The following is a 13572-nucleotide window of genomic DNA, read 5'->3' as shown; positions in this document are numbered from 1 at the left end:
TTCCTCACTCTTCCAGAAGCACCCGCTCGTAGGCCGGGACCACGGCCGACACGTCGAAGCGCGCCCGCACGCGTTCGCGCACGGCCTCGCGGTCGAAGGGGTGCTCCACGGTCCGCAGCAGGGCGTGGGCCAGGGCCTCGGGGTCGCCCGGGGCGGCGGTGAAGCCCGTTACGCCCTCTTCGACGATCTCGCGCACGCCGCCCGGACAGCGAAAGGCCGCCACGGGCGCGCCGCAGGCCCCGGCCTCCAGGAGCGTGTTGGGGAAGGGATCGTAGGAGGAGGAGAGGGCCACGGCCCGGGCCCGGGCCATGAAGGCGTGGGGGTTGGCCGCGAAGCCGGGCATGTCCACGCGGTGGGCGATTCCCAGGTCGCGGGCCAGGGCCTCCAGGGAGGGGCGCAGGGGACCGTCGCCCAGGAGCGCCAGGCGGGGGAAGTCGCGCGGCAGCAAGGCGTAGGCCTTGAGGAGAAGGTCGAAGCGCTTCTGGAGGGCGAAGCGTCCCGCCGCCGTCACGAAGGGTTCGCCGGGCAGTCCGGGGAACGCCTCGCGCCCGGCGCGGGCCACGCCGTCCACGTCCACGGGGTTGGGCAGCACGCGCATGCGCGCCGGGTCCAGCCCGTAGTCGCGCACGAACTCGTCCTTCATGTCCAGGGACTGGCAGACCATCAGGTCCAGGACCGGGTAGACCCGGCGCGTGAGGGCGTCGAAGAGCCCGGGGAAGCGCAACTCCTGGTGGGAATGGCTCAGAAGCGACGTTTCGCGGCCGATGAGGCGCGTGCCCCGGGGCAGGAAAGGCTTGCACAGGCCCAGGAGCAGGTTCAGATGGCTGTGGGTGGCCATCACGGCGTGGGGGCGCACGCGGCGGATCAGGCGGATCATGGCCGGGGGGGCGGTCGCGTGGCTCTTGCAGGCCATCTCCACCACGGGGAAGTCCGGGGGCAGGGCGTCGCGCAGGGGGCCCCGGCGCACGGTGAGGGCCAGAAGGGGCTCGATCTTCGCGCGGTCCAGGCGCGGCAGGAGCACGGTGAACACCCGTTCGGCCCCGCCGATGTCCAGGGAGGGGATGAAGAAGAGGATCTTGCGGGCCATCAGGTCGTGTTCTCCCGGGCGCTCCGGGCCAGGGAGGCGTAGAGCGCGGCGTAGTCCCGGGCCACGCGGTCCCAGGAGTGGTCCCGGGCGAAATCGAGGCGCGCGCGCAGCGCCTCGGGGGTGTCTGGGGCGATGAGGGCGTCGTGCAGGGCGCGGGCCATGGCGGCCTGGTCGCCCAGGGGGCAGACGCGGGCCACGCCGGGGTGGGCCACGTCGCGCACGCCGGGGGCGTCGAAGCAGACCAGCGGGAGCCCGGCGGCCAGGGCCTCCAGGAGCACGATGCCGAAGGTCTCCAGAAGCGAGGTCATCACGAAGACGTCGGCGGCCTTGTAGAGGTCGAGCAGGGCGTCGGGGGGCAGGGAGAAATCCCTGGGCGGCGCGCCCAGCTCCTCCACCAGCACCAGCCTGCGGCGACGCTCCGGGGCCAGGGCCTGGGCGTCCAGGGCCGAGACGCCGCGTCCGGCCACCAGCCACCAGGCGTCGTGCCCGGCGTCCAGGAGCCCGTCCAGGAGCGCGGGGATGATCCGGTAGTTCTTCTTGGGGTGGTTGCGCCCCACGGTGAGGAGCACTTTGGCGTCGCGGGGGATGCCGTGGGCCTCGCGCACGGCCTGGCGGTCGCGGGGGGCGGCGAGGCGCTCCACGTCCACGCCGTTGGGGATGCGCGCGATGCGCTCCCCGGGCACGCCCAGGGCCAGGTATTCGCGTGTCACGGTCTCGCTGATGGCCACCAGCGCGTCGTAGCGGGGGTAGCCGCGCTCGATGAGCCGGGCCAGCTCCGGGTCCAGCCGGTAGCCGTAGCCGATGTCGGGCTCGGCCTGGATGTCCTCGCCGGAGCAGCGCAGCACCGCGGGCACGCCCAGGCGGGCGAACAGTCCGGAAAGATAGGCCCCGTAGGGGTAGCCTCCGTTGACCTGCCAGACGTCGTAGCGCAGGCGCAGCTGCTCGGCGGCCACGAAGGCGCAGGCGGCCCACTTGCTCAGGGGGTAGGTCTGGCGGACCTTGTAGAGCCGGGGGAATGCGCGCAGGCGGTAGGGGGGCCGGAAGGGCAGCCGCCCCGGGCCGCAGCAGTAGAGGCTGACGTGGTGCCCGGCCAGGGCCAGGCGCTGCGAGACGTTGTGCACGCAGACTTCCAGGCCGCCCAGGCTGTCGGCGAAGTGGTGGCAGAGTTGGGCGATTTTCACGGTGCTTGCCTGGGGTGGGCTTATGGCACAGCCCCAGCGGGGTGTAAATCGCGGACGTTCTTGACACGGGGCTGGGCCCTGGCAGATAAGGCGGCGGCTCGCCGCCCGGGCGTCGACGTTCCGTCCGGCACCAATCCGACCTGCATGGAGAGACAGTTGTCCGCGTCAAGCCGCATGAATGTGACGTGGGGCGTCGCATGCCTCGTGGTCGCCGTGTACTACGGCGTTGTGGGATTGTCCTATTCGGGAACATATCAGGGCGGGGAAAACTCCGGCAAGTTCGAGGTGTCCGCCGAGGTGTTCAAGCGTTTGCTTTTCACGGGGGATGTGGAGGGGCTCAACGACTATTTCGAGAGTCACTACGGCCTGAAGAGCGACATCCTCCGCAATGGCTGGGCCTCGGCCATCACCGACCAGCATTTGCCCTATTTCACCTATCTGGCCCTGATCAAGCTGACTTCCGACCACCCCCTGACGCTCCACTTCTTCCTGGGCGTACTCATGTTCCTGTCCGGGCTCCTTTTCCTGACCCACGCCCTGGCCCCGCCCGACAAGCCCTTCTACTTCCTGGTCGCGGGACTGACCCTGAGCCCCTTCATAATCTTCCACGCCTGGATTTACGATGCCCACGCCCTGCAGGTGTTTTGCGCCTGCGCCGGGCTCTGGCTCTTCAGCGTCAGGCGTTTCTATTGGGCGTTCTTCATGACGACCCTGGCTTTCTTCGCGCACCGCTCCGCCTTGCCCCTTGTGGGCTGCCTGGGCCTGTATCTCCTGATCCGTGAGCGCAGGAACTGGCGGGTCTGCCTGGCTGCAGCGCTGGGCGGACTCTCGGTCTGGGGGCTCATGGAACTTCTGATGTTCGCGCTGCGTGCAGCCGACGGCAGCCACAACCTCTTGGTGCACACCACCTACGCGCAGCTCTTTCTGGGCAGTTTCACGGCTGCGGTGGGCGACTACGCCCGAGTCGGCGGTCAGGTCTCCTACGTGAAGAACCTCTTCCTGCTTATGCCGCTGGGAATGGCCGGGGTCTTGTGGGTCCGCAGCTGGTTCCAGGCCGTGACGACCATTTTGCCCCTGGCGCTGTTCTTCTACGTGGGGCACGGGGAGTTGCCCTCGGCCATGCGGGTGCTCCTGCCGTATTTCGTGTTCGGCCACGCCTTCTTTTGGCTGCGTCTGCTCGAGGTACGGCCCGGCTGGGTGAAGAGGGCAGGCCTTGTCCTGGTGGGCTTCGCGGCGATTCTTTCCGCGTCCTATCTGGCGGTGACGTCCCAGTGCATGAACTTGGCCGAGGGCCGGGGCGAACCCGTGGCAAAGGTCGACACGTCCCCCTCACTTCCCATCGAGAACGCCAGGCTCTTCTGGAATCTGAGGCGCTTCCATCCGATCGTGCCAGACGCGCCCGTCGTCTATACTTTGCGCCCCCTGAACCGTCTGGAATTGCCCAATATCCCGGATCCCAACGGCATCCTGCCCAACCTGGCGTTCATGCTCGTGGGGTGTTTTTTCCCCCAGGATTCCCTGTCCGCGCTGGGGTCGCTCACACCGCAGCCATCTATTCCATTTCTCGAAAGAAGAGCCGCAAGCCCGGTCGGGGAGCAGCCGCAATGAGCGCCATCCGTGCCGCGGCCTCGCAAGCCGTGAAGAACAGGCCCACAGCCGTGGTTCAGGTGGACGTGGACTCCTACGACGTCATCGCGCGCGCATACGGGTTGCCCGGGGTCCAGGACGGCCCGGACCCGATCATCGCCCGGGCCATGCCCGTCTATCTCCAACTTTTCGCGTCCTTTGGGGTGCGCGCCACCTTCTTTGTCGTGGGGCGCGACCTGGAGAACGAAGCCAACCTGCCCTTCCTGGCCGCCGCCCTGGAAGCCGGGCACCGGGTGGCCAACCACAGCTATTCCCACAGCGACTTCGCCGAGTGTGACGCCCTTGCCAGGCGCGAGGAGGTCGCGCGCGCGCACGAGGCCATCCTGGACCGGCTCGGCGTGGCCTGCTCCGGCTTCAAGGCCCCTTGTTACGCCACCGATCCGGGCCTGGTCCGCGTCCTGGAGGAGCTGGGATACGCCTACGACTCCTCCATGATCGCCACAGTGATCTCTCCCGTGGTGAAGACCTACTACCGCCTGCTGCTGCGCAAGCCCATCCACCCTGCCAACTGGGGCTATCCAGCCCATCTGCTCTCTCCGCGCGACCCTTACCGTCCCAGCCCCGGGCGCATCTGGCGTCCCGGCGGCGCGGGCCTTCTGGAAATTCCCGTGACGACCATGCCCCTTTGCAAATTCCCAATCCACTTCTCCATGGTGAACATCCTCGGCAGCGGCCTGTTTAAGGTCTTCGACGCCCTGGAGGGCCTGACGGGGGGCGGCTTCCTCAATTACGCCTTCCATCTCGCGGACCTCGTGCCAGACAACGCCCTGCCCGCGGCCTTTTATGCGCGTCCTGGGCTGCGCAGGCCGCTGCCCTGGCGTGAGGAACAGGCCCGTGAGGTACTCCGGCGCATCGTGCGGCGCTACGCGCTGACCACAGGCGAAGAGCTGGCGGGCTCCCGCTCCGGCGCGGCTTGACAAAAGAGCCTCGGCGGGGGATTTCTCCTCCGCGCCCAGCGGCCCAACCGGAACCCCCGCCAACCCCATGAACATCCTCGTCCTCACCTCCAGCTACCCCACGGCAGCCAGCGAGACCGCCAGTCCCTACGTTCTGGAACTCTACGAGCACCTGGCGCGTGAGGGCCACGAGGTGCACGTGGTGCTGCCGCACTACCCGGGAGGCCCCTCCCGCGAAACGCGCGGCGGAGTGCACCTGCATTATTTCCGCTACGGCCCCGACAGCTGGGAGACCCTCTGCTACGGCTCGGGGATTCCCGAGCGCATCAAGCGCTACTGGCGCTACAGGCTCCTGTTCTGCCTGTTTTTGCCCTGCCAGTTCTTCGCGGCCCTGCGCCTGTGCCTGATGCGCAAGGTGGACGTTGTTTCCTGCCATTGGCTCCTCTCGGCCCTCACGGGGATCATGCTCAAGCTCGTGCTGCGCAAGCCCGTGGCCCTGACCATCTACGGGGTGGAGCTCTTCATGGCGAGGCGTTCGGGCCTGCTGCGCAAGGCCTGCGAGGCCATCTTCCCGCGCGTGTCGGCCCTCATCACCATTTCCACGCCCAACATGGAGCTCTTCAAGGCGTTCGACCTCGGCAAGGCCCGCCTGGAGATGATTCCCGTGGGGCCGCAGACCTCCATCTTCACCCGTGGCGTGACCCTGGACGCCATGGCCCCGGCCAAGTCCTTCACCCGCGAAACCGGAGCACGCCTGCTCTTCGTGGGGCGGCTGGTGGAGCGCAAGGGCGTGGTCTACCTGCTGCGCGCTCTGCCAGAGCTGCGCAAGGCGATGCCCGGCGTGGTCCTGGACGTGGTGGGCGACGGCCCCGAGCGCGACCCCCTGGCCCAGGAGGCCAAAAGGCTGGGCGTGGACGACATCGTGCGCTTCCACGGCTTCATCCCGGCCAAGGAGTTGGGAAAGCTCTACGAGCAGGCCGAGGTCTTCGTGTTCCCCTCCATCGTGGACTCCAAGGGGGATACCGAGGGGCTGGGCATCGTCACCTTCGAGGCCTGGGTCTACGGCGTGCCCGTGGTGGCCGGCGACGTCGGGGGTATCCTGGACACGGTGCTGGACGGGCGCACAGGGCTGCTCGTTCCCCAGAAGAACGCCGAAGCCATCGCGGCGGCCGTGCTGCGCCTTGCCGACGAACACGGGCTGTCCGCCTCCCTGGTGGCCAGAGGCCAGGACATGTTGCGCACCGTGTTCAGCTGGAAAAGCATCACCAAGGCCCATGAAGACCTCTTCGAGTCCCTGCGTGCCCGCTAGCCCACGCGACGAGCGTTCCCCCGTTCCCGGGGATGTTCTGGAACGCTACTTCGAGCTGCACGCCCCGGAGCTGCAGACAGCGAACCTGCGCGAGCGCGTGCTCATCGAGCAGCGCAACCTGGCCAAGCAGGACGCCATCGTGGACCTCGTGCTGGACAGGCTGGGGCCGCTGGACCGGCCCGCCCGCGTGCTGGACATCGGGGCCGGCGTGGGCTCCATGCTGCGGCGGATGTCCCAGCGCGGGCTGCAGGCCCACGGCGTGGAGCCCTCCGTGGAGCAGTGCCGCCTGGCCATGGCACACCTGCCTGCTGGAAAGGCCGGGCTGGTGAACGCCGTGGGCGAGCGCCTGCCCTACAGGGACAACACGTTCGACGCGGTGGTTTCCATGTCCGTGCTGGAGCACTGCAGGGATCAAAGGCTCATGCTGTCGGAGGGCGTGCGGGTGCTGAGGCCCGGGGGCATCTGGTATCTGGTGTTCCCCAACTACCTTTTCGTCTGGGAGCCCCATTACGACCTGTTCTGGCCGCCCATGCTTCCCAGGGCGCTCAAGACATTTTATGTGCGGCTGCGCGGGCGCGATCCGCGCTACCTGGACGAGCTGACGTTCACCACGCCCGGGTCCATGCGGCGGCTGCTCCAAGGGCTCCCCGCGCGCGTGGAGGACCTGGGCCTGGACCTCTTCCTGGCGCGGCTGCGTAGCACCGAGACCATCTCCGTGCCTGCCCTGGCGCGCATCGTCGGAACTTTGCGTGCTTTGGGGGTGCTCAAGCCCCTGGAGTGGGCAGCAAGGCTCGGGGTCTACCATCCGGTGGTCTGGATAATTCACAAATTGGAGACAGCCTGAAGGGACTCATGAGCACCACTTATTGCTGCGTTTACTGCCGGGGGTCTGTCGGCGAACAGGGAGAAGGATTGCGTTGCGAGCGCTGCGGAGCGGACTACCCCGTGCGAGCAGGTATCCCGGATTTCCTGCCCAGGCCCGGACGGCCCAACGCCACGGGTGTGGACACCGCCGAGTTGGCCGCAACCGTGGACAACTACGACGCCATCCACGACGCAAGCCTGTTCAACGTGTCGGTGGAGATGCGCGAGGCGGTCTCACGCGTGCGCCCCCAGGACGGCCAGCGCCTTTTGGACGCTGGTTGCGGCATGGGCCTGCTCTTCGACCACGTGCCCGCCGGGTGTCACAGCGTGGCCCTGGACGTTTCCCATGTGGCCCTGGACAAAACACGCGCGCGCCATCCCCACGTGCGGACGGTGCAGGGCATGGGCGAAGCCTTGCCCTTCCCGGAGGGCTCCTTCGACTTGGTGTTCTCCATGGGCAGCCTGGAACACTTCATCTCCCCCGAAAAGGGTCTCGAAGAGTTCAGCCGCGTGCTGGTCCCCGGAGGCAGGGCGGTGCTTCTGCTGCCCAAGAAGGCTTTCCTGCTGCGCAACGCCATTCATTATTACATCTACCCCAACTTCCACCCTGTGCAGTTTGTCCGTCGCGCCTTGCTGCGCTTGCGTCGCTTCGGGGGCATGCACGTACAGATCAGGGACCGGCACTTCACGCGCCCCGAACTGGTGGCCTTCCTTCGTGCCTCGCCCCTGGCGGTGGAGGAGGTCCTCGACGTGCCGGGCACTGTGCCCAGCGCGCTAGCCTACGTTTACCTGGCCGTGCTGCGTAAGGCCGGGGGCTAGGGGGCGAAGTGGGATCCCAGGCAGGAGAAGGCCGCGCCCAGGGAACGGGACGCCGGGTCCTGAGGTGGGTCCTGCGGCTGTCGGGGCTGGGACTCATGGCCCTGGTTGTCTCCCGGCAGGACCTGCGCGCCATCGGATCCATGCTTATGCACCTGGACGCGGCGATGCTCTTACTGGGGCTGCTGCTCACCCTGGCCATGATCGGTGTGCGGGTGGCGCGTTATCACCTCCTGCTGCGCTGCCAGGGCTTGGAGATCGCTCTGGGCGCGTCGGTTTCGATATTCTTCAAAAGTTCCTTCTGGGGGCTGGTCAGTCCGGCCAGGATGGGAGAGGTCATCAGGGTCACATACCTCAAAGGCCATGGTGTCTCCTTTCTCCAGGGAATCAACAGCGTGCTGATGGATCGCCTGTTGGACTTGGCAGCCTTGGCCGTGGTGACACTGCTCTCCACGGTGTTTCTCGCCACGGAAGACGACCATGGCCTGATCACTCTGACGGTGGCTTCGTGCCTGCTGGGCCTAGGGGGCTGGGGGCTCCTGGAACTGGGTCGGCCCTGGCTGAAGAAGTTCCTTGGCGGACGAAGCATTATGGGCGTTTCGGCCGGGCTTCTGCTGGATAACCTCTTTAATACCCGGCACAAACTCGCCCTCCTGGCCATGAGCGTCGGGCAATGGCTTGTTTTCCTCCTGGGGATGCTGGCCATGACCTCGGGGCTCAATCTTAAGGTTTCTATCTCCATGACCTGTTTCGCCACGATGACCTCTCAACTGGTGGGGATGCTGCCGGTTTCCGTGGCCGGCATTGGCACCCGGGACGTCTGGCTTGAAATGCTCTTCGCCCAGCAGGGGTTGCCCACCGAGTGGGCGGTGCTCTTCTCCTCACTGATTCTCGTGAACTACCTGTTCTACTTCGCGGTGAGCGCGCTGTGGCTGTTCCTCCCCTCCGGGGAGCCGCACGGCCTGCCCCGGAGGGAGCAGACTCCATGAGCCTGCCGTCCTTGCGTCAGCTCCTGCGCGCCGTGCTCACGCACTCCTCCGCCGCCCGCCGGTTGGCCGTGGACCTGGCGTCCATGGTGTTCCGCGCCCAGGCCCGAGCCCGTGCGGAACTGGTCCACGCCCCGTTCACCCTCTACAACATCGAGCTGACCAACCACTGCCCCATGCGCTGTGTCATGTGCCCCCGGACGCACGCCATGACCAGGCCCAAGGGGGTCATGGAATTCGCGCTCTTCCGGGAGGTCGTGGATCAACTCGTGGCCCAGGCCCCCAAGGGGCTCTTGGCCTCCCAGCCGGTTTGGCTGCACCATTTCGGGGAAAGCCTGCTCCATCCGGAGTTGGACCGCTGCGTGGCCTACGCGGAGTCCCGGGGCTTGCGCACCGGACTCTCCCTGAACCCCCTCCTGCTCAGCGAGGACAAGGGGCGGGCGTTGCTCAAGGCTGGGGTCTCCACGCTGTACTGTTCCCTGGACGGCCACGACGACGCGAGTTTCGCCGCCATCCGGGGCGTGAAAGAGGCCTACGAGTCCTCGGCGGCCAACCTGAGCCGATTCCTGGAGATCAGGCAGGAGCTGGGGGCCAAGGCCGAGGTCTTCGTCTCCATCATCGACTTTGAGCTCAACGCCGCCAGCGTGGAACTGGCCCGGCGACGCTGGAAGGACGTCCCAGGGGTGCGGGCCGTGTACGTTAAGCCCTTCACGCCCTGGGACGGCAGCGTGGAGGCCATATCCGAAATCTCGGGCAACGCCTCGGCGGCGGTACTGGATTTCACGTCCAAAGGCCTGGTCACCTGCCCGTATCCCTGGCGTTCCATGACCGTGGCCTACAACGGCGACGTGCTGCCCTGCTGCTTCGACTTCGACGGCAAGTACGTGCTAGGCAACATGGGCTCGGCCTCGCTGGCCGAGATCTGGAATTCACCCCGGATGATCGCGCTGCGCCGGGAGTTCCTGGCCAACAGGGTGTGCAACCCCCTGTGCGCCCGCTGCGGCGAGTTGCGGACCATAACCATCTGAGGGCATGAGCCATGCGGTTCCACGGATTCGATGCCCTGCGCGTGTTCTTCTGCGTCTGTGTCTCGTACTGGCATATCGTGGCCGCCCCCAAGGTGACCCGGTTCGCCCCGGACATTCTCCAGGGATTCGTGCCGACGGGCACGGACATCCTGTCCATGAACCTGTTGCTGCTGGCGGTCCCGGTGTTCATGCAGGTGTCGATGTTCCTGTACGTTCTCAACAGGGAGACCAAGGCGGACTATTTCCCCAGGCGCATGCGCCAGCTCTTCATCATGACGCTGTTCTGGGCCACGGCCCACAACATCATCCTGGAAATGGACGTTCGCCTTTTTCTCGTGAGCCTGCCCTATTTCCTGGGCTACCTGATCAGCACGAACACATCGTTCTATTTTTTGGTTTCACTCATGATTTGGACTGCTGGGTACGAGGCCGTACGCCGCGTCTTTCCGGCGGGAGAGCTCTCTGCCGCCCGCGCCACAGGGCTCTGGGTCGCTTCGATGCTTGTGATGCTGGCTGCTCCCTGGTTCTTCCAGGGCGTCTTGCAGCTGCCGTACTATTACTGGAATCCGATGACGTTCATCCCGTACCTGTTCGGAGGAATTCTGGTGCGCAGCCTTCTGGACAACGGGACGCTGGATGACGCCTCCCGCGCGGGGCGCGTGGTGGGCTGCCTGACGGCGCTCTGGCTTGTACTGTCCGTCCTGGAGTGGGTGTTCCTGTCCAGGATCGCCTGGCCAGGCTATCCGGACAAGTACATCATGCCGCCGTATGCAAGGGCCTCCCTCTGTGTAGGGGCGCTGGCCATCGTCTGCGGCGCGATGGCGTTCTTCAGGAAACACCATCCTCTGCTGGAGCGACTCGCCGGGTTGTCGTTCGGCGTGTTCTGCCTTCACTTGCTCTTGAATCATTGGCTTGCGCCATTCTTTTCCATGTTCGCGGTGACCGACAAGACGGTTCAGTACGTCCTTGTGCTGATGCTGAGCTTCGCGGTAACATACTGTCTGAAGCGGTATCCCTGGCTGGTGTGAACCATCCGGGGTGTCGCGGGGTCCTCAGAGACACGCCAAGGGAGCAGCGATGCGCATCGTCTTCATTTCAGAAGTGGACGTCCACGGGAGCTTCAAGAACCTCGGCGTGATGTGTCTTTCCGCCATGCTCAAGGCGCATCGCCATCAGGTACGCTTGTTCCATGCCGAGGACCCCAACCTCGAACGGGAGGTGCTCACCTTCGCACCACAGATCCTGGCCTATTCCGTGACCACCGGGACCGAGGCGATCTATCTGGAGCTCAACCGGCGGCTGCGGGGCGTGCTCCCGGCCGGTGTGCATTCGCTCTTCGGGGGGCCGCACCCCACCTTCTTCCCGGAGCTGGTGCACGAGCCCGGCGTGGACATGATCTGCCGGGGCGAGGGCGAGGAAGCCCTCCTAGAGCTTGTGGAGCGCATGGAGGCCGGGCGGGACTGGCGCGACGTGGCCAACTTCTGGTTCAAGGACGAGGCAGGGGTCATCCAGAATCCCTGCAGGCCCCTCACGGCCGACCTGGACGAACTGCCCTTCCCGGACAGGCGGATCTACAAGCACATCCCCAACGTCATCGGCAATATTGAATTCGTCATGGCCAGCAGGGGATGCCCCTTCGATTGCTCCTACTGTTTCAACCACCAGCTGCGTGAACTCTACGGCAAGAACCTGATGCGCGTGCGCTCCGTGGACAACGTCATCGCGGAACTGGCTTCCATTCGTTACTATAATAAGAACATCAATTTCTTCTTTTTCATCGACGACCTTTTCCCCGTGAAGACGGAGTGGTTGCGCGAGTTCAAGCAGAAGTACCTGGAGCTGATCAACGTTCCCTTTGGGGTCAACTGCAGGGCGAACTTGGTCAAGGACGAGAATGTACGCCTCCTCAAGGAGGCGGGGTGCCATTCGATCACCATGGCCATCGAGAGCGGCAACGACGCCACGCGCAACGACATCCTCTGCCGGGCCATGTCGCGTGAGGCCATCGTCCAGGCCGCGGCCACGGTCAAGCGCCACGGCATCTTCCTGCTCACCCAGAACATCCTGGGCAACCCCGTGCCCGACAGCTACCGCGACGCCTGCGACAGCCTGGACCTGAACGTGGAGGTCCAGGCCGACTTCGCCTGGTCGAGCCTGCTCAATCCCTACTACGGCACCAAGATCTGGCAGTACTGCCTGGACAAGGGCTACGTCGACGAGAGCGTGAAATTCCCGCCGTCCTATTACGCGGACACCCCGCTGCGCCTGGCGGACAAGGAGCGGATCAGGAACCTTCAGGCCCTGTTCGCCCTGATGGTCGGGTTCCCGTTCCTGGCCAGGCACCGCGATGTCCTGACCAGGCTGCCCCTGCTTCGGCTCTATCTCCTGCTGGGCCGGGCTTGGAAGGGCTACAAATACATGGAACGCCATGCCATGAAGGGGCTGGGGCCATGGCGCATCCTGGGCCTGGCCTGCAAGTACATGCTGCGCAGGGGCTGGTAGAGGGCCTACGCCATCGCCCGCAGCCGCTCCACGTACTGCGCGTCGATCACCAGTGTGCCCGCCTGGGCCAGGATGTCTCGCGAGGCTCGCTCGCGCGCCTCGGGCGTGAACTCCAGGCAGTCCCGCACGGCGCGCGCCCAGGCCTCGGGGTCCAGGGGGCGCACGAAGCCGTTCACGCCGTCTTGCACCCAGCGGTCGAAGACGCCGGGGATGGAGTTGGTCACGCAGGGCGTGCCGCAGGCCAGGGACTCCAGCACCGGGGTGCCCAGGGCCTCGTAGGTGCTGGGCATCAGGTAGGCGTCGGCGGCGCGGTAGAGGTCTTCCGGGTGCTCCACGAAGCCCGGGCGCAGGCTCACGCGGTGCGAAAGGCCCATGGCGGCCGCGTCGCGTCCGATCTCCCGGAAGTAGGCCTGCTGGCGTTCGGCCAGGGGGCCGGAGTCCACCAGCGGCCCGGCCAGCAGCAGCCGGAAGCGCTCCGGCAGCCGGGCCAGCACGTCCAGCAGGAAGCGCTGGTTCTTGAGCTTGCGGAACTTGGCCACGTAGACCAGCAGCGCGTCCCCCGGGGCCATGCCGGGCCAGGCCTTTTCGCGCAGGGCCTCGCGGCCGGCGGGGTCGAAGCGGTGGCGCGCCTCGTCCACGGGGTTGGGGCGGCACCAGATGCGCTCCTCGGGAATGCCGTGGCGGCGGCACATGTCGGCCAGAAGCGGCGAGATGCACACCATGAGCGAGCGCCGGGGGAAGCCCGGCCCCAGCAGCCGGGAGACGAGCCAGGGCTCGTACTGGCGCGGGTCGTCGGCCAGATTCACCAGCTCCACCAAGCAGGGCTTGTCCTTGAGCTTGGCCCAGGTGAGCGCCGCGGCCGTGACGTGGTTGTTGCCGAAGACGTGGAAGACGTCGAAGCCCGCGCTCCTGGGGGCGAGCCAACGCCAGACGGCCGTGGCCTCCAGGAGGTAGTCGGCGCGGGAGGCGGCCACGTTGAAGAGGTAGCGCGCGCGGGAGACGGGGCGGTCCTCGCCGGGGTCGCCCTGGTGCAGGCCGCTCACCTTGCGGGCGATGCGCGTCACGCGCGAGCCCTCGTGGACGTAGCTCAGGCGCTCATTGTGGGTCACGGAGCTGGTGAGCACCTCGTAGTCCACGGCCCCGGACGCTGCGAGCCGACGGTAGGTGGCGTGGGCGCGCAGGGCCGAGCCCGCGTACTCGGGCGGGAACTTGGAGCTGGCCACCAGCACGTTCACGGGGCGGAGCGCGCCGGGCAT

Annotated in this window: 12 protein-coding genes; 9 read left to right on the top strand and 3 right to left on the bottom strand. The window is 66.5% G+C overall.

The window, feature by feature from the left end; genetic code table 11:
- Positions 1 to 4 precede the first annotated feature (4 nt).
- Together NNJEOMEG_RS10095 and NNJEOMEG_RS10090 are read right to left on the bottom strand one after the other, a co-directional pair.
- Complete coding sequence (locus NNJEOMEG_RS10095; RefSeq protein WP_173084010.1) at positions 5 to 1087, bottom strand: glycosyltransferase; 1083 nt, start codon at positions 1085 to 1087, stop codon at positions 5 to 7.
- Positions 1087 to 2268, bottom strand: a complete 1182-nt coding sequence (locus NNJEOMEG_RS10090) for a glycosyltransferase family 4 protein (protein ID WP_173084008.1) — start codon at positions 2266 to 2268, stop codon at positions 1087 to 1089. The genes NNJEOMEG_RS10095 and NNJEOMEG_RS10090 overlap by 1 nt, the downstream gene beginning before the upstream one ends.
- Before the next feature lie 204 nt (positions 2269 to 2472).
- On the opposite strand from NNJEOMEG_RS10090, the gene NNJEOMEG_RS10085 reads away from it, so the two are divergent.
- The 9 genes from NNJEOMEG_RS10085 (at position 2473) to NNJEOMEG_RS10045 (ending at position 12316) form a co-directional block, all read left to right on the top strand.
- On the top strand, positions 2473 to 3876 hold the full coding sequence (locus tag NNJEOMEG_RS10085) for a hypothetical protein (RefSeq protein ID WP_217270502.1): 1404 nt from the start codon (positions 2473 to 2475) through the stop codon (positions 3874 to 3876).
- On the top strand, positions 3873 to 4832 hold the full coding sequence (locus tag NNJEOMEG_RS10080) for a polysaccharide deacetylase family protein (protein ID WP_173084005.1): 960 nt from the start codon (positions 3873 to 3875) through the stop codon (positions 4830 to 4832). The genes NNJEOMEG_RS10085 and NNJEOMEG_RS10080 overlap by 4 nt, the downstream gene beginning before the upstream one ends.
- A gap of 67 nt (positions 4833 to 4899) precedes the next feature.
- Positions 4900 to 6120 carry a glycosyltransferase family 4 protein gene (locus tag NNJEOMEG_RS10075; protein WP_173084003.1) on the top strand — a complete coding sequence of 407 codons (1221 nt, stop codon included), beginning with the start codon at positions 4900 to 4902 and terminating at the stop codon, positions 6118 to 6120.
- Positions 6110 to 6964, top strand: coding sequence for a class I SAM-dependent methyltransferase (locus NNJEOMEG_RS10070; protein ID WP_173084001.1), 855 nt, complete (start codon positions 6110 to 6112; stop codon positions 6962 to 6964). Before NNJEOMEG_RS10075 ends, NNJEOMEG_RS10070 begins: the two co-directional genes overlap by 11 nt.
- Before the next feature lie 101 nt (positions 6965 to 7065).
- Positions 7066 to 7803, top strand: coding sequence for a class I SAM-dependent methyltransferase (locus NNJEOMEG_RS10065; protein ID WP_173083999.1), 738 nt, complete (start codon positions 7066 to 7068; stop codon positions 7801 to 7803).
- 95 nt (positions 7804 to 7898) lie between these two features.
- A complete protein-coding gene (locus NNJEOMEG_RS10060) occupies positions 7899 to 8789 on the top strand; it encodes a lysylphosphatidylglycerol synthase transmembrane domain-containing protein (protein WP_173083997.1) in 891 nt (296 codons plus the stop codon).
- Positions 8786 to 9814, top strand: coding sequence for a radical SAM/SPASM domain-containing protein (locus tag NNJEOMEG_RS10055; protein WP_173083995.1), 1029 nt, complete (start codon positions 8786 to 8788; stop codon positions 9812 to 9814). The genes NNJEOMEG_RS10060 and NNJEOMEG_RS10055 overlap by 4 nt, the downstream gene beginning before the upstream one ends.
- An 11-nt stretch (positions 9815 to 9825) precedes the next feature.
- Complete coding sequence (locus tag NNJEOMEG_RS10050; protein WP_173083993.1) at positions 9826 to 10842, top strand: acyltransferase family protein; 1017 nt, start codon at positions 9826 to 9828, stop codon at positions 10840 to 10842.
- A 49-nt stretch (positions 10843 to 10891) separates the two neighbouring features.
- Positions 10892 to 12316, top strand: a complete 1425-nt coding sequence (locus NNJEOMEG_RS10045; RefSeq protein WP_173083991.1) for a B12-binding domain-containing radical SAM protein — start codon at positions 10892 to 10894, stop codon at positions 12314 to 12316.
- Positions 12317 to 12321: 5 nt separating this feature from the next.
- Here the strand turns inward: NNJEOMEG_RS10045 and NNJEOMEG_RS10040 are convergent, their stop codons facing one another.
- Positions 12322 to 13572 carry a glycosyltransferase family 4 protein gene (locus NNJEOMEG_RS10040; RefSeq protein ID WP_173083989.1) on the bottom strand — a complete coding sequence of 417 codons (1251 nt, stop codon included), beginning with the start codon at positions 13570 to 13572 and terminating at the stop codon, positions 12322 to 12324.

The organism is Fundidesulfovibrio magnetotacticus, from assembly GCF_013019105.1.
GTDB lineage: Bacteria > Desulfobacterota > Desulfovibrionia > Desulfovibrionales > Desulfovibrionaceae > Fundidesulfovibrio > Fundidesulfovibrio magnetotacticus.
This window is presented reverse-complemented; position numbering and strand designations above follow the sequence as displayed.